Below are 17,042 nucleotides of genomic sequence, written 5' to 3'. Positions count from 1 at the left end.
TCAGTTTTACAATGTAAGTATCAATCGGTAAAATGCTAAAAATGTCTGAGACAATCAACGATGTCCCAGACACATAATATTTTATAATTTAATAAACGTTTTTATCGCATCAGAAATGTATAAATTCAAACCACGTTCACGTTGCTTGTTAATAAACTTTACAAATCGCTCGTCTTCAATATAAATCTGAGCTATATATTCTAAAAATTGATTGTCACAATTAGGAACTTGTTCTTTCAAAATACATTGTAATTTCTTAATTTTTCCACTTGCTTCAAGTATAGAAACTTTGTTTAAATATAGCTGATTCATATCGTCAAAAAACATATTTAATTGCTTATTAATTTCTTCAAAATGATTTTGCTGTTCTGATTCATCCTTACTTTTTTGTTTATCTTTATATGCTTGATAATAATGGGTATCTCCATACTTACTTGCTGCTTCTTTTTCATACTGTTCATTTAAATTGAAATTTTGCATTGTAGTTACCTCAATCTCTTCATTATCTTGGTGAAAATGATGTTCTAACGTACAGATAATATCATTTAAGCGATCTCTTTTTTTAACAATGTGATAAAAATTATCATGTAATATTTTAGTTCTAAAATCACTATCACCTTCAAAATATATCTGTATTTGTTTTAGTGTTAAATCTAATTCCTTTAAAAAGAGAATATATTGTAACTTTGAAATATCTTGAACATTATAATATCGGTACCCATTAGCACTCATTTGTTGTGGTACGAGTAACCCCTTTTCATGATAATAATGAAGCGTACGTATACTAACTCCGGTAATGTCAGAAAGCATTTTGGGACTGAAGCGTTCTTTCATCATTTCACCTCCTGAATTAAAGTATGAGGTATGACGTTACGTTAAGGTCAATACTTATTTTTTAAAATAGGTATCTAAAAAGGTATAGCGTTGTTTCCCTTTACCATTAAAATAATTTTTCCAAAATTATCTAATAAAGCGTGAAACTCATTTGCATCTTGATTTGAAAATGATTCAGGAAGTGTTAATTCCTGCTTCAATTGATGATAACTTTCTGTATGTTGATATCCCAATTTTCTAAAAATACGTCTAGTATAACTATCAGGTATAAATTCTTTACCTTTAAAAATATATACTATTAAGACGTCAGCGGTCTCTTCACCTATGCCACGGATGGTGAGTAACTCTTTTCTTAAGTTATCACTGTATAACTTAGCTATACTACTATAATCAAAGTGATGTTCATTTAACCATAGTAACAATGCTTGTATAGCCTTAGCTTTATTTTTATAGAAACCACTCGAACGTATCACTTGCTGCAACGATTCTAAAGGCATTTTCAATATTGTCTGTGCATTAAAAGAAGTTTCTTCCTTTAATCTTGATAACGCTATATCTGCATTATTCCAATTAGTATTTTGGACTAGAATTGCCCCAAGCATCATTTCTATTGGTGTGTCTGCTGGCCACCAATATTGAGGGCCCATATTTTGATATAGAATTTGATATAATTTCTCTATTGATAACATGATTTCTTCCCCCGCAAAACTTCGAATGATTATTTTATCTCGCATGCTACATTATCCAATTTTCCCAAGAAGTCTGAGGTGTTGTCCTACCTAATTGTTGATATTCCTTTTATAACAAACTTTATGCTGTACCCCAATCTCGGTTTGCTATGCTTATTTTTTCTTTTGGGTATGCATATGTAATAAGGACTAAATAATGTAAGAGCCTGTACATATAAATATGTCAGGCTCTCGTGTATCTATTTTATGAAGTTTTACATAGATTCTGGTGCTGTGACACCTACTAATGCTAATGCATTGTGCAAGGTAATACGCACCGCTTCAATCATAGCTACATATGCTTTAGTTTTTTCTGTATCATCTGTAAGCACTTTTTCAGCATTGTAAAATTTATGGAATGCTGCAGCTAGATCTTGAATATAATTAGTTAGACGATGAGGTGCGCGATGTTCGGCTGCACTCTCTATCGTTGATTCAAATTCTGCTACTTTTTTTAATAAGTCGATTGCTTTATCATTATTTATTTTAGAAAAGTCTGCATCAGTAGACACTTCAATACCTTGTTCTTTAGCTTGCTTTAAAATAGAGCAAATTCGTGCATGTGCATATTGTGCGTAATAAATTGGATTGTCCTGAGATTGCTCTTTAGCTAACTCTAAATCAAAGTCAAAATGAGAATCAGGACTACGCATTGTTAAGAAATAACGTGCAGCATCGATACCGACTTCATCCATAATTTCACGTAAAGTAATCGCATTGCCTGTACGCTTACTCATCTTCACTTCTTCTCCATTTTGCATAAGGCGAACCATTTGCATAATTTGAATTTCAAGACGATCGCTGTCTACACCAAATGTTTCTAAGCTAGCTTTGAGACGATTAATATAACCGTGGTGATCTGCACCCATTAAATCAATTAAAATATCATTTCCTCTATTAATCTTGTTATAGTGATAAGCCGTATCTGGTGTGAAATAAGTATAATTACCGTCTTTTTTTATTAATACACGATCTTTATCGTCTTTGAAGTCACTTGTACGTAACCAAGTTGCACCATCTGCTTCATACGTATAGCCTAGTTCTTTCATTTTAGATAATGTATTTTCAATCGCGCCATTTTCATATAAAGATGTTTCACTAAACCAATTATCAAAGTGCACGTTAAAGTCAGATAAATCCTTTTTCAATTTTTCCATTTCATAATCGACACCAAGTTGTCTAAATGTTTTTAAGCGTTCTTCATCAGTGTAGTCTTTTATTTCTGGATGTTTAACAGCGAGGTCTTTCCCGATTTCAATAATGTCTTTACCATTATAACCATCCGCCGGCATCTCATAACTCGTATCACCTAAAGCTTCAAAGTATCGTGCTTCAATTGATCGTGCTAAATTAGTGATTTGATTACCTGCGTCATTAATATAATATTCACGTGTAACGTTGTAACCAGCCGCAATGAGAATATTAGCTAAAGAATCGCCTACAGCTGCATTTCTAGCATGACCAATATGTAAGTCTCCAGTTGGATTAGCTGATACATATTCTAATAAAATGTTAGTATTCTTAGATTGTGTTGCATATCCAAATCGATCACCTTTTGTGATAGCTTCTGGAATAATGTCTGTTAAATATTGATTATCCAGATAAAAGTTGATGAAACCTGGCCCAGCAATATCAACTTGTTTAACGTGTGCTTTGCTTGTATCTAAATGATCGACAATAGCTTGCGCAATTTCACGCGGATTACGCTTAGCAATCTTTGTTAAAACCATAGCAATATTAGAAGAATAATCTCCATTTTTAGGATCTTTAGGTATTTCAATTTTGATTTCTGGAATATCTTCTGCGAGGTTAGCTTTTCTAATACTAACTTCTATTTCTTCTATTAGCGTTTGTTTAACCTGATCGATTATACTCATTCACTTATCTCCTTATAATTTATTTCATATTGATAAGAACCCATTTTTTGTTCATCTTGATATAACTCATAATGTATTTTTAGCTTACCGCCATTATGAGTGACGAAATGCTTAAGACTTAATGTTTTAACAGTTAAAGGTATTTTTCCGGCAGGTACATCATAGAGTGTTGTCGTCTCATGTCCTTCGACGAAATGTAAGTTCATATTAATGTCACCTTTACGAATTAACTTTACACCGGTATCTTCAATTTTAATCGTAACATTGACTTTAGCATCTTCAATTTGTTCTTCGTAACGTATAAAATCTGCAAATTTTTGTTGCCAAAAACCTTTTGTAGTAAACTCAAATCTCTGCTTTTCACCATTCTGTTTCAAAACTTGATGGGTTTGAATGTTAATATTTTTATTCAATTTACTACTCACCTTAACCCTTACAATAATAAATGTCATTATAGCATAAAACTGCTATTGCTTGTAGTACTCAAGACATGTGTTCATGTCAAAAATTTACACAATATGAAAAGAACCTGAAACATCAATTTTGTCCCAGATTCTTTTTACATATTCACAATTCATAACTGATGTGAAAGTGCACTTTCCTATTCTAGATATTGTTGCCATAGAGAACTCACACATTCAATATAAATATCACCTATCACTTCAATCAGATTTGCTATTATTCAACATCAATAATGTCAGTTTCATATTTTTTTAATAAAAATCTATATTTATCGAAATATACGATGCCGAATATCATTGCTGCAATGATGAACATTGTCTTTTTCATCTTTTAACCTCATATTCCTCAAAATATTTTTAAATCTATAATATATTATAGCATTATCAAATTGTATTTCTATAAAATATTTAAGGTTCGAGTTAGTTTTCATTCATATATTTTAGATGAAATGTCCATCTTCAAATATTACACGCTCTTTTTTATTTTGAATAAAGTGATTAAAATTATTATTTTGAAAATCACTTAAAAGAGCTTTAGATGTACTATAGTTAAACATAAAATCCTCTGTCTCAATAAACATTTTTTTAAAAAGTAGTCCGTCTTTTAAAGTGATTTTTCTTATATCATTATAATCGACTTCATCTACTTTAATATATTCAAAAGTGTTAAAATTTACATTTAAAAGAGCCAAGAATTTTTCTCCAAAATAATAAACGTGTAATGGTTGTCTCTTATTTTGCCCAATTAGGAGACGCCCCTTTTCAAATGTTTGTTGTGGGAAATTTAAATCTAAAAACTCTAAAATTTTATCTTCTTTTAATTTAAATTGCATAATTAGTCCCTTCCCTTTTTTACATTCACAAATTAAAAGATAATATAATTTCCTAATATTATATTATTTTTTATGTTCACTTTTAGTGCGAGCTTCTCATATCAATGACCATTCGACCTGTGATTGTTCCCTTTTCCATTTCATCAAAAATATCGTTAATTTCAGATAATTGTCTTAATTGGACTTTAGGAATAACTTTATTTTCGGCAGCAAATTGAAATGCTTCTCTTAAATCTTGTCTGGTACCAACTAATGAACCAACGACTTCAATTCCATCAAGCACTAAACGCGGAATATCTAAATCCATTTTGTCTACTGGAAGTCCTACTGCTACCACACGTGCACCCGCCTTAACAACATCCACTGCTTGATTAAAAGGTGTTTTAGCTACAGCAGTAATCACCGTTGCATCTAATCCTTTATTATTCGTTAGACGATTAACTTCCTCAATAGGATCAACATTAGTTGAATTTATGATTGCATCAGCACCAAGCTCTTTAGCAAAATTTAATTTATCATCATTAATGTCGAATGCAACAACTTTCGCTCCCATTACGTTTTTGGCGTATTGCAATGCTAAATTACCTAATCCACCCACACCAAATACGCCTAACCATTGTCCTGGTTCGATGCCACTCACTTTTACTGCTTTATATGTTGTCACACCTGCACAGGTAATAGATGAAGCAGCCACTGGATCAAGATTTTCTGGAACTTTAACTGCATAATTCGCATCAACAATGACTTCTTCAGCCATTGCCCCGTCAACAGTATATCCGGCATTGAGAACATCCCTGCATAATGTTTCTCTACCAGTTGTGCAATACTCACAATTACCGCATGCTGCATACATCCATGCTATAGATACACGATCCCCTACCTTTAATGAATCTACGTTATCAGCAACTTCAATGACACGTCCAATTCCCTCATGTCCCAGCGTTACACCTGTTACGTCACCGAAATCTGCATTTTTAACATGTAAATCAGTGTGACATACACCACAATATTCAGTCTTTACTAATGCTTCTCCAGGTTTTAATTCTCTTAAACGTTTTTCTTCAATACTTACTCTGTGATCTTTGGTTACTACAGCTGCTTTCATAAAAAGCCCTCCCTAGTATTAAAGTGTAATTCTATTACTTCCACCCTTATTTTACACTCTTTTGAAATCGTTTTCCAAAAGTCCTTTCATTTATACTGAATTTTTTGTAAATTGTATATAGAGCGACATAATATCGTCACTTTTATAGCATATTTTATGCTTTATTCATATATTTTAATTTTTTAACTATATATATCATGTTAGTGAAAAGTCATCGCTCTTAATCACACCTTATAATTCTGGGGATGAAGATGTGTATTTTAAAAATCTTAATCGGAGGGGATGAAAGTGAAGTCGCAAGTTTTATATGGAAAATCTGAAATTGAAATCAATGTGCCTGATGATAGCACAATCATAGAGCCTCAAAACATCAATGCTATTCAAGACTATGAATCAGCAATTAAAAATGTATTAAGAAACCCCACAAATTCTAAACCTTTAAAAGAAATGGTAAACAGTAATGATATTGTTTCTATTGTTATTAGTGATATAACACGTCCAACGCCTAACCATATTCTTGTACCTTTACTAATTGAGGAATTAAATCATGTTCCTCGTGAGAATTTCGTAATTATTAATGGTACAGGGACTCATCGAGATCAAACGCGAGATGAATTGATTCAAATGTTAGGTGAAGATATTGTAAATTCAGTAAAAATCGTTCACAATCATTGCTCAGAAAAAGAAAGTCTAGCTAAAGTGGGACACAGTCAATATGGATGTGATGTATATTTAAACAAAGCATATGTAGAATCCGATTTTAAAATTGTAACAGGTTTTATTGAACCTCACTTTTTTGCCGGATTTTCAGGGGGACCTAAAGGGATAATGCCTGGAATTGCAGGTTTAGAAACAATTCAAACTTTTCATAATGCAAAGATGATTGGCGATTCGAGATCAACGTGGGGAAATTTAGAAGATAATCCTGTTCAAGACATGGCACGGGAAGTTAACCGTATGTGTAAACCTGACTTTTTACTTAACGTTGCATTGAATAAAAGTAAAGAAATTACTGCAGCATTTGCTGGTGAAATCTTTGATACACACAAAGAAGGATGCGCATATGTAAAAGAACATGCAATGTTTAAATGTGATCAACACTTTGATATTGTTATCGCATCAAATTCTGGCTATCCTTTAGATCAAAATTTATATCAAACAGTAAAAGGGATGAGTGCAGCGAGTAAAGTTGTAAAAAAAGACGGTCATATTATTATGGTATCTGAATGTGCAGATGGCTTTCCTGATCATGGTAAATTTGCCGAAATTTTCAAAATGGCAGACACACCTCAAGGTATTTTAGAACTTATTCACGATCCAAACTTTAAGGAAGTTGACCAATGGCAAGTACAAAAACAAGCAAGTATTCAAACTTTTGCCAATGTGCATGTTTATTCAGAACTTACTGACCAACAACTTAAAGACTCGATGTTAATCCCAACCTCTAACATTGAACATACAATACAAGAATTAGAACATCGATATGGTCGTAAATTAACCATTGGTGTTATGCCACAAGGTCCTTTAACGATACCGTACGTAGAAGACAAAGAATAATAAATGGAGGATGGAAACTATGACTGAATTAAATACTAAAGAAATGAAATTAGACGCACTATTGAAAGACATGCAGAGTGTAGTCATTGCCTTCTCAGGTGGAGTAGATAGTAGCTTGTTACTGAAAAAAGCGATTGATGTTTTAGGTGTTAACTATGTTAAACCTGTTGTAGTAAAATCAGAATTATTTAGAAATGAAGAGTTTGAACTAGCGCTTAAACTTGGACAAAGTCTAGGTGTTGAAGTATTAGAAACTGAAATGTCTGAACTTCAAGATGCGAATATCGTTAAAAACACGCCTGAAAGTTGGTACTATAGCAAGCGCTTGATGTATAGTCAACTTGAGAATATTAAGAATAAACTAGGATTTAATTATGTGCTAGACGGTATGATTATGGATGACTTAGATGATTTTCGTCCCGGATTAAAAGCAAGAGACGACTTTGGTGTGCGTAGCGTTTTACAAGAAGCAAAACTATATAAATCTGAAGTTAGAGAATTAAGTCATCAACATGACTTGCCTGTATGGAATAAACCAGCCTTATGTAGTCTAGCATCAAGAATACCTTATGGTGAGGAATTAAGTTTCACAAAAGTTAACAAGGTCAACGAAGCAGAAAAATTCATTTTAAGCTTAGGTATCAACCACGTACGAGTACGCTATCATCACAACATAGCACGCATTGAAGTAACAGAAGATCAATTAACTAATCTTCTTAAATTGAAAGACAGTATCATATTACATTTGAAAGAATTAGGATTTGACTATGTAACAATGGATTTAGAAGGCTATCGTACAGGTAGTATGAATGAAATCATTGATACCAAATCTACAAGTTTTAAATAAGGATGTGAGTACCTATGAGCCATAGTTATAATTCTATAGAAGAGGTGCTCAAAGCTGTAAAATCAAATCAACTATCTATTAATGATGCTAAAGCCCAACTCAGTCATTATGACGAATTGGGCTTTGCTAAAATTGACTTACATAGAGCACAGCGTCAAGGGTTTCCCGAAGTTATCTTTGGGCAAGGAAAAACAAAAGAACAAATTACTAAAATTATCTCTAGTTTGATATTTCATAATGAAGTTATTCTAGTGACACGTGTTGATGAAATGAAAGCAAAATATATTTTACAACATTATCCAAAGTTAGAATATCATCAAACTGCACAGTTAATTAGCACGCCACTGAATGATATACCACAATCTAAATATTATGTTTCTGTACTTTGTGCTGGAACTTCTGATTTACCTATTGCAGAAGAAGCTGCGTTAACCGCTGAAATCATGGGAGTAAGTGTAAAACGATTTTATGATGTCGGGGTTTCAGGAATTCATCGCTTATTATCCAACATTCATGATATACGCAAAGGTAAAGTTTCAATCGTTATAGCTGGAATGGAAGGCGCTTTAGCAAGTGTTGTTGGAGGATTAGTCAACCACCCTGTATATGCAGTACCAACGAGTATAGGTTATGGAGCAAACTTGAATGGGGTTACCACCCTATTATCAATGATAAATAGTTGCGCACCCGGAACCAGCGTATTAAATATCAATAATGGATTTGGTGGCGGTTACAACGCTGCACAGATTATCCATATGCTAGAAAATAAAGAGAGTGAGGTATCTTTATGACAAAAGCATTGTATTTAGATTGCCACGCAGGTATTGCCGGAGATATGCTACTTTCTGCTTTAGTTGATTTAGGCGCACACCCTGAAGACATTGAATCAGAACTAAAAAAGTTACCTTTAGATCAATTTAAGCTACATTTTCAAAAAAGAGTAAAACAAGGTATTCATGCAATGACATTAAACATTGATGTTAAAGAATCAAATCATCATCGTCACGTTAATGATATATTTAAAATGATAGATGACAGCACTCTTCCGGAAAGGGTTAAATATCGCAGTAAGAAAATTTTTGAAATCATTGGCCAAGCAGAAGCTAAAATTCATGGCATGTCGTTTGAAGAAGTTCACTTTCATGAAGTAGGGGCAATGGACTCTATTATCGATATTATTGGTGGTTGTATTGCACTAGAACAACTAGGGATTAACACATTATACTGTTCAGCTATTCCAACAGGTCATGGTAAAATCCATATTGCTCATGGCATTTATCCAATCCCTGCACCTGCTACTGCTGAAATTCTTAAAGGTATCCCAATCGCACATTTTGATGTTCAAAGTGAACTCACAACCCCTACTGGTGCTGCATTTGCTAAGGGACTCGTTTCATCGTTTGGGCCATTTCCTTCAGCAACAATACAACATATAGGCTATGGTGCTGGCAGTAAGGATTTTAATTTCCCTAATATATTAAGGGTTATTCAATTTGACTCTGAATTCGAGCAACAAGATAGCGTTCAAGTAATAGAGTGTCAAATAGATGATATGACACCTGAAGCATTAGGTGATTTTATGAATAATGCGTTAGAAAAAGGTGCTTTAGATGCTTACTATACGCCTATATTTATGAAAAAAAGTCGCCCAAGCACGCAGTTAACGTTAATATGTAGATTACATGATAAGATATATTTCGAACAACTTATCTTACAAGAAACAAGTTCTTTAGGCGTCAGAAGTACTTCTGTTAATAGAAAGACCTTGAATCGCGCGTTCAAAATTCTTTCTACACAACACGGCTCTGTTTCCATTAAATTTGGTCTACAAAATGGAAAAATTATGAAAATGAAACCCGAGTATGAAGATTTGAAGAAAATGGCTAAAACTACAAACCAACCGTTTCAAGTAATTCATAACGAGGTATTACAACAACTCTATCAAACATATCGTATAGGAGACACACTTCAATAAATTAAGTCTTATTCATTTAAATTTTGCACATCAAAAAAGGATAGGGACAGTCATTCTACATAAAACTGTCATCTATCCTTTTATTCTATTCAAATGCTCGATATAGTTCTTCACTAGAATTATTCCACATTTCAACGTTATGATTCTGTAGAAATTCTTTTAAAATTTGTTTGTTATCATCACCGATTTGGTCGATGATAAATTGATGTTTCATGGACTTATCCATCATATTAACATGTTCTGGCATGCTCTTATAACCACGTCTAATACTTTTGTTAACTAATAAATAGCATGCAGTCACACCCGCATAATATGGTCCTTGTTCACTACGTTCGGTCGTCACCCAACATAGCCAATATGCTTTAGCCTCCTCACCTTCAACTTGCGATTTGTCAGTAATCCACTTGACACCCTTTTCAACTTCAGCACGTGCATGCATACCACCAATATCAACAAATGCCTTCTGATTTTCAACATCTATAAAAACCGGGGCAATATTATCTAAACTAATTGAACCAATATTGGTTCCTTTATGACCATCTAGTGGATCATTTTTTATAATATTGAAATTGAAGCCTTTTTTCTCAGACAAACGAGATACCTCCTAATAATTCATTAAATAATAACGATATATCTTATTCTTAACAGTTAGTTTAATTCATTAAGCAAGTTAATAATAGAACCTTTAACTTGATAATCTTTAATTTTTAAAATCATTTCTTTAGGATAATATAATTTATGGTCTTCTCTATTAATCCCTGTAATACTATTGATTACCAATGATTGATTACTTATTTCTGTAATTCCACCATTACTTTTTAATAAATGAATCGGTTTGCGATTTGATCCCGGGCGATCATAATCATAAGGTAAATCTGAAAATGCTTCACTTACAAAGTAATAATCAGGATTAATACCACCCGCTTCAAATAATTCTTGCAATTCCGAAATGGTAATAATTGAACCGTCGAAAGGAATATATTTAAATAAATCTCTATTGATAAATCGTCTTGATAAATCACTTAATATTGGATCATTTTCATGAATCCATTTCTTCAAGTAATACAATACAACTGCTTCATCAAGTTCCACATATTGTTCAATCGTCATTGTTTCTTCAAAGAATGGTATGAAGTCTTTTGGATACATTTTAAATTCATATCCTTCATTATAAAGCTGCTTAGCTCGTTTTAAACAATTGTTTAATAAAACTTCCCCACCACGGCTTACTGGATGAAAATATATTTGCCAATACATTTGATAACGACTCATAATGAAATTTTCGACAGCATGCATACCACTATCTTTAATTAACACTTCTTCTTTAGATGGTCTCATCAACCTTAAAATACGCTCCATATCAAATGAGCCATACGTTACCCCTGTAAAATATGCATCTCTTTGTAAATAGTCCATTCGATCAGCATCAATTTGTGAGGAAATCATAGAAATAACAAGCTTATTATCGTGCGTTTTATTAATTACATCAGCTACTTGTTTAGGAAAGCTATCAGAGACTCGACTTAGTACACCATTAACCTCAGTATTTCCTGTAATAATAGCTTGTGTAAATGCTTCATGGTCTGTATTAAATATTTTTTCAAAACTATGAGAGAAAGGACCATGACCTAAATCATGTAACAACGCAGCACACAACGCTAGTGGCCGATCTGTATTATCCCACGCGTCTTGTCCTATAAATGTCTCATCAATCATTCGACGCACAATTTCATAAACACCCAAAGAGTGCCCAAAACGACTATGTTCGGCTGTATGAAAAGATAAATACAAAGTACCTAGTTGTTTAATACGTCTCAAGCGTTGGAATTCTTTTGTTTTAATTAAATCCCAAATCAATTGATCCTGTACGTGGATAAATCGGTGAATTGGATCTTTAAATACCTTTTCTTCTGTTAATTTACTCGTTGCATATGATGATAGCGTCATACTTTCCCTCCTATCCTATATATTCCAAAAAAACATTTATTTTTTATTTCTCATATCTCTAGACGAAACAATCTTAATTATTTATGTGATTGTTAAAATGATTTCTTCATTAAAGCTAAATCCATGATTTCACCATACATTTCAGGTTGATATGAGCGAATAATCTCGAATCCATGATTTTGATAATATTCGATGCCATTGCTATTATTGTTATCAACTTCTAGATAAACTGTTTCATACTGGTCTTTAAACCTTTTTAACCCCGCTTCTAGCAAACGAGTTCCATAACCTTTATGCTGAGATTCAGGTCTAACATAGTGTGCAGATAAATAAAGCTCTTCACCATAAATGAAATTTGCAAAACCAACAATCTCACTATCTTCTTCTGCCACTAAAAATAATTGCTCATTTAGTCTCTTTTTTAAATGCGTTTCATTATATGAAGCGGCCAACAGTTCATTAACTGTTGAAGCAGCATAAATATTTAAATATGTGTTATACCAAGCTTTTGTCGCAACATCTCTTATCGCTACAGCATCTTTTTCAGTTGCTTGTCTGACACTATACATGTGACTTCTCCCCTAACTATTTACTTGACTATTAATATAGGCATTATACCACATGTATGATACCTTAATTCAATCTAGACATTCAAAAAGCTTCACAAAAATTTATTTTAGAACTATTAATAACTACAACTTTTTAAATATGATTATTTGACACAATATTTTTTATACACATATTTCTAAATATTTAAATTTTAAAAGCAATCATTAAATAATCACTCAATACTATAATTTCATATTAATCTTCTTCAAATCATGATTTGGTTATTTCCCCATTCCATTCTTTTACATGATTAAATGCTTATTTTATGAGTTGCACTACGTTAGCTTTTGAACGATTTCTACCCAAAATAATGTTATCAATGTCGTCTATCTTCCTACTTATAAATAATTTCATTAATATTAAAAAGTTAATCTTAGAATTCTAATCTAAATGAGTTCAAATTCAAGACATAAAAATAAGTTAACATTCATACTCAATGGTTTGTTCCATTGCAACAACATGTATGAACAGTTGTTACAAATTTTTTTCAATTCAGTACTATTTTTTATTGCGTAAAAAATACCTGAGACAACAAATGATGTCTCAGGTTCTTAATCTATCTCTTAAGTTATTTTTTAATTGGGAATAAACTATCAATTTTGTCTATTTCACCTTGCGATAATTCAATATTTGCAGCATCAATATTTTCAACAACTTGCTCTGCACGTTTTGCACCAGGGATGACAACATCTAGTGATGGACGTGTAAGATAAAATGCTAATACGACATTGGCAATCGTTGTATCATGTGCCTCTGCAATATCAGTTAATGCTTTTACACGACGCACATTATCTTTGAATACGTCTGGTTGAAAATCAGGACGTTCTGCACGATGATCCTCAAATGTTTGATTTTCATCGTACTTGCCAGCTAGTATACCTGAAGCAAGTGGGAAGTAAGGAACAAATGTAATATTATTTTCTGCAGCATATGCCATTACTTCTTCATTTTCACGATGTAATAAATTGTATTCTAATTGAACAACATCAACATATCCATCTTTATTCGCTTCTTTTAATTGTTCTAAAGAGAAATTAGATACACCTATTGCTTTAATTTTACCTTCATCTTTAAGCTCTTTGAGAGCCGCCACTGCTTTATCTTTTGGTGTATCGTCATCAGGAAAATGAATATAATACAAATCAATATAATCCACTTGAAGACGTTCCAAACTATTTTCAACTTGCTGTTTTAAATATTCTGGATCGTTATTTTGAACAACTTCTCCATTTTCTTTAATAACATGCGAACCTTTTGTTGCAATTTGCACTTTCTCGCGTGGATATTCTTTTACAACTTGTCCAACTAATTCTTCAGAACGTTCTGGCCCATAGATATATGCTGTATCTAATAATGTTATACCATTATCAATAGCTTGACGTACAACTTCTTTACCTTGCTCTTCATCCAAATTAGGATATAAATTATGACCACCTACTGCATTTGTGCCTAATGCGATAGGAAAAACATTGACATCAGATTTACCTAATCGTACTTGTTTTACCATTTAAAGTCATCTCCTTTATTTAAAATACTCAAATATATTATACCCAAATCATAACTTATTCATTCGTGTTAATTATCTATTAGGAGCAATTATCTTGACCTTAAAATCATTATACGCTTTAATGTAACTAATGAAGTTACATTAAGGTGGGTAAAAATGAATTTAGAATTCAATATTGCAGTACATGTACTATGTTTTCTTGCTCAACATGATCAAGAACAATTTAATAGTAAAGAATTAGCTAAATTAACATGTCTGAACCCTGTACAACTTAGGCGAGTTCTAGCATATTTAACTGAACACAACTATATCAAAGTTCAGCGTGGTAAAGCAGGAGGCTATCAAGCCAATCAACATACTGCTCAAGTAGATTTAGCCAAGTTATATCAACACTTTGTTTTAGATAAAAATAATAGCCAAAGACGATTTACTGGCGATTCTGACAGTCATTGTCAAATTTCTAAGAAAATTGCTCATACAATGTCACATTATTATTCTCAAGAACATCAAATAATATTAGATTTTTACAAAAATAAAAATATTACAGATGTTTTGGCAGATATTTTACAGGAGGGATAAGACCATGAAAAATTATGATTTGATTATTATTGGTTTTGGAAAAGCAGGTAAAACATTAGCGGCACATGCTGCTAGTCACGGACAAAAGGTTGCAGTGGTAGAACAATCAACAAAGATGTATGGCGGTACATGCATTAATATCGGATGTATACCGACTAAATCATTAATTCATGATGGTATTGAAGGTAGTTCATTCAAAGAGGCTATTACTAGAAAAAAAGAAGTCGTACAGGCATTGAATAACAAGAACTATCAAGGCTTAAATTCAAAGGACAATATAGATGTTCTAAATTATAAAGCTAATTTTATTTCTAACGAGGTAATAGAACTACAAGATAATAATGGAACAATTCAAGAAACAATTACAGCAGATAAGATAGTAATCAACACTGGTTCACGTGCAAATATCCCAGATATCAAAGGGATAGATACAGCTCAAAATATATATGATTCTACTGGATTACTAAATATTGACTATCAACCTCAAGAACTTGTTATTATTGGTGGTGGTTATATCGCTCTCGAATTCGCTTCAATGTTTGCAAATTTTGGAACACATGTAACAATTCTTGAGCGTGGTGATGCTATCATGACAAATGAAGATCAAGACATTGCAAATCTTATTGTCAAAGATTTACAAGATAAAGGTGTGACTATAAACACTAATACTAGTACTATTGCATTTTCAAACAATAAAGATCAAACTATCATACACACAAATCATGGAGAAATATCAGCTGATACTGTGCTCTTAGCCACAGGTCGTAAGCCAAATACAAATCACTTAGGTCTTGAAAATACAGATGTAAAAATCGGAAAACAAGGTGAAGTAATTGTAAATACACATTTGCAAAGTACAGTGAAACACATATACGCTGCAGGTGATGTTAAAGGCGGATTGCAATTTACGTATATTTCACTCGATGATTATAGAATCATTAAATCACATCTATTTGGTGATGGTTCTAGAACAACTGAAAATCGTGGTGCAATACCTTATACGGTCTTTATTGATCCTCCTCTATCTAGAGTAGGACTAATTGCAAGTGAGGCGAAATTACAAGGATACAATATTCTAGAAAATAAAGTCTTTGTCAGTAACATACCCCGTCACAAAATCAATAATGATTCCAGAGGTTTATTTAAAGCAGTAATTAATAAAGATACAAAAGAAATTTTAGGAGCGTCATTATATGGCAAAGAATCAGAAGAACTGATTAACTTAATCAAACTTGCTATAGATCAACATATTCCTTACACAGTATTAAGAGATAATATATACACACATCCGACAATGACCGAATCTTTTAATGACTTGTTTTTAGAACCACTTTGATCTCTGATTATTAGTGGTTCTTATGCAGGAGAGTCCTTCTCCTGCGTTCCACTCTATACTTTGATCTCTGATGATTAGATACTACAAATGTAGGAATTATCTATTATGACTATTTAAAATTAAAGACCGATAAATTCATTTTTTAGAACTCATCAGTCTTTAATAAGAATATGACAGTATTCATATTTAATGCTTTCTTCTATCATATTACAAAGTAATGAAAATTAAATAGCTTCATATATTCGAATTTGCAACTTAATTATGTACTATTAACATTAAAACCACCCGCGACAATCATTCATGTCTCAGGTGGTTTTGATTTATTTCTCTGCTTTGCGCTTCTTTAACTTTTCCTTAAGTTTGCGATCTTGTTCTTCTTTACGACGTTTTCGTTCTTCGTTACGTTTTCTAAGTCGCTCTTCTTCTTCTGGATCACGTGGTTTTTTTAATTGTTTTGTAACCTTTTCCATAAGTTCTTCTTCGGTTAACGCAGCAAGTGGTCGATTATTAACAAATGCAAATGTTTTACGCCGACCTGGTCCACAATAAGATTGACAGCCTATTTCAATTTCAGCTTCCGGATCTAATTTTTCTAATTTTCGCTTCAAAGATTTTAAATTCACAGCCTGACACTCATCACAGATTAAAAATTTATTTTTCATCTTGCTACCCACCTTTCTATATAAACTCTTCCATCATCGTTAATATAACTCTATTTATTTTACTCTTTTTACTATAAAATTCAAGATACTTTTCACTTTAAAATTCATACATACCATATACTAATAAAATAAGAAAGTGGAACTGAATACACAGTCCCACCCCCCGGTTGAGCCTCGAACCCTAA

16 protein-coding genes and 1 pseudogene are annotated in these 17,042 nt (G+C 32.5%); 6 read left to right on the top strand and 11 right to left on the bottom strand.

Translation table 11 applies throughout. From position 1 onward, the window contains the following. Positions 1-81: 81 nt before the first annotated feature. The 6 genes and pseudogenes from HMPREF3058_RS06715 to adhP all read right to left on the bottom strand — a co-directional run bounded on the left by HMPREF3058_RS06715 (position 82) and on the right by adhP (position 5,838). The gene (locus HMPREF3058_RS06715) at positions 82-834 is read right to left on the bottom strand and encodes a MerR family transcriptional regulator (RefSeq protein ID WP_002496397.1); all 753 of its coding nucleotides are present in this window, start codon (positions 832-834) and stop codon (positions 82-84) included. Positions 835-888: 54 nt separating this feature from the next. Then, positions 889-1,523, bottom strand: a pseudogene (locus HMPREF3058_RS06710) (endonuclease III domain-containing protein). Between the two features lie 254 nt (positions 1,524-1,777). Next, entirely contained in the window at positions 1,778-3,439 is a 1,662-nt protein-coding gene (gene argS / locus HMPREF3058_RS06705) for an arginine--tRNA ligase (RefSeq protein WP_002487632.1), read from the bottom strand. After that, positions 3,436-3,891 carry a YwiB family protein gene (locus HMPREF3058_RS06700; protein WP_002445806.1) on the bottom strand — a complete coding sequence of 152 codons (456 nt, stop codon included), beginning with the start codon at positions 3,889-3,891 and terminating at the stop codon, positions 3,436-3,438. Before HMPREF3058_RS06700 ends, argS begins: the two co-directional genes overlap by 4 nt. Before the next feature lie 449 nt (positions 3,892-4,340). Continuing rightward, positions 4,341-4,733, bottom strand: a complete 393-nt coding sequence (locus HMPREF3058_RS06695; RefSeq protein WP_002491436.1) for a hypothetical protein — start codon at positions 4,731-4,733, stop codon at positions 4,341-4,343. Between the two features lie 82 nt (positions 4,734-4,815). Next, positions 4,816-5,838 (bottom strand): alcohol dehydrogenase AdhP, encoded by a 1,023-nt coding sequence (gene adhP, locus HMPREF3058_RS06690; protein WP_002491435.1) that lies wholly within the window; start codon positions 5,836-5,838, stop codon positions 4,816-4,818. Between the two features lie 288 nt (positions 5,839-6,126). On the opposite strand from adhP, the gene larA reads away from it, so the two are divergent. Genes larA through larC form a run of 4 tightly spaced genes read left to right on the top strand, consistent with a single transcriptional unit; the run spans position 6,127 to position 10,217 of the window. Continuing rightward, the gene (gene larA, locus HMPREF3058_RS06685; RefSeq protein WP_002499572.1) at positions 6,127-7,395 is read left to right on the top strand and encodes a nickel-dependent lactate racemase; all 1,269 of its coding nucleotides are present in this window, start codon (positions 6,127-6,129) and stop codon (positions 7,393-7,395) included. A gap of 19 nt (positions 7,396-7,414) precedes the next feature. Further along, positions 7,415-8,242 carry an ATP-dependent sacrificial sulfur transferase LarE gene (larE, locus tag HMPREF3058_RS06680; protein WP_001832048.1) on the top strand — a complete coding sequence of 276 codons (828 nt, stop codon included), beginning with the start codon at positions 7,415-7,417 and terminating at the stop codon, positions 8,240-8,242. Between the two features lie 14 nt (positions 8,243-8,256). Further along, entirely contained in the window at positions 8,257-9,033 is a 777-nt protein-coding gene (larB, locus tag HMPREF3058_RS06675) for a nickel pincer cofactor biosynthesis protein LarB (RefSeq protein ID WP_002475589.1), read from the top strand. Then, complete coding sequence (larC, locus tag HMPREF3058_RS06670; protein WP_002491429.1) at positions 9,030-10,217, top strand: nickel pincer cofactor biosynthesis protein LarC; 1,188 nt, start codon at positions 9,030-9,032, stop codon at positions 10,215-10,217. The genes larB and larC overlap by 4 nt, the downstream gene beginning before the upstream one ends. Positions 10,218-10,302: 85 nt before the next feature. Here larC and HMPREF3058_RS06665 read toward each other — a convergent pair whose 3' ends face one another. From HMPREF3058_RS06665 to HMPREF3058_RS06650, 4 genes are all read right to left on the bottom strand, one after another. Next, on the bottom strand, positions 10,303-10,809 hold the full coding sequence (locus tag HMPREF3058_RS06665; protein ID WP_002474377.1) for a YwhD family protein: 507 nt from the start codon (positions 10,807-10,809) through the stop codon (positions 10,303-10,305). A 56-nt stretch (positions 10,810-10,865) separates the two neighbouring features. Then, entirely contained in the window at positions 10,866-12,164 is a 1,299-nt protein-coding gene (locus tag HMPREF3058_RS06660; protein ID WP_002491437.1) for an HD domain-containing protein, read from the bottom strand. Positions 12,165-12,256: 92 nt separating this feature from the next. Beyond that, on the bottom strand, positions 12,257-12,733 hold the full coding sequence (locus HMPREF3058_RS06655; RefSeq protein ID WP_001832180.1) for a GNAT family N-acetyltransferase: 477 nt from the start codon (positions 12,731-12,733) through the stop codon (positions 12,257-12,259). 608 nt (positions 12,734-13,341) lie between these two features. Next, the gene (locus HMPREF3058_RS06650) at positions 13,342-14,280 is read right to left on the bottom strand and encodes an aldo/keto reductase (protein WP_002475598.1); all 939 of its coding nucleotides are present in this window, start codon (positions 14,278-14,280) and stop codon (positions 13,342-13,344) included. Between the two features lie 156 nt (positions 14,281-14,436). Here HMPREF3058_RS06650 and hypR point away from each other — a divergent pair, with 156 nt between their 5' ends. Beyond that, entirely contained in the window at positions 14,437-14,859 is a 423-nt protein-coding gene (hypR, locus tag HMPREF3058_RS06645) for a redox-sensitive transcriptional regulator HypR (protein WP_002468721.1), read from the top strand. A 4-nt stretch (positions 14,860-14,863) separates the two neighbouring features. Continuing rightward, the gene (merA, locus tag HMPREF3058_RS06640) at positions 14,864-16,195 is read left to right on the top strand and encodes a hypothiocyanous acid reductase MerA (RefSeq protein WP_002491454.1); all 1,332 of its coding nucleotides are present in this window, start codon (positions 14,864-14,866) and stop codon (positions 16,193-16,195) included. A 320-nt stretch (positions 16,196-16,515) separates the two neighbouring features. On the opposite strand, the gene HMPREF3058_RS06635 is transcribed toward merA, so the two are convergent. Then, positions 16,516-16,857: a YuzB family protein gene (locus tag HMPREF3058_RS06635; RefSeq protein ID WP_001832090.1), complete on the bottom strand. Its 342-nt coding sequence runs from the start codon at positions 16,855-16,857 to the stop codon at positions 16,516-16,518. Between the last annotated feature and the right edge of the window lie 185 nt (positions 16,858-17,042).

Origin of the sequence: Staphylococcus sp. HMSC068G11 (assembly GCF_001815825.1) — a bacterium.
In the GTDB taxonomy this organism is placed as follows: Bacteria; Bacillota; Bacilli; order Staphylococcales; family Staphylococcaceae; genus Staphylococcus; species Staphylococcus epidermidis.
Note: the sequence above shows the minus strand (reverse complement) of the source record. Positions and strands in the feature narration are given on the sequence as shown.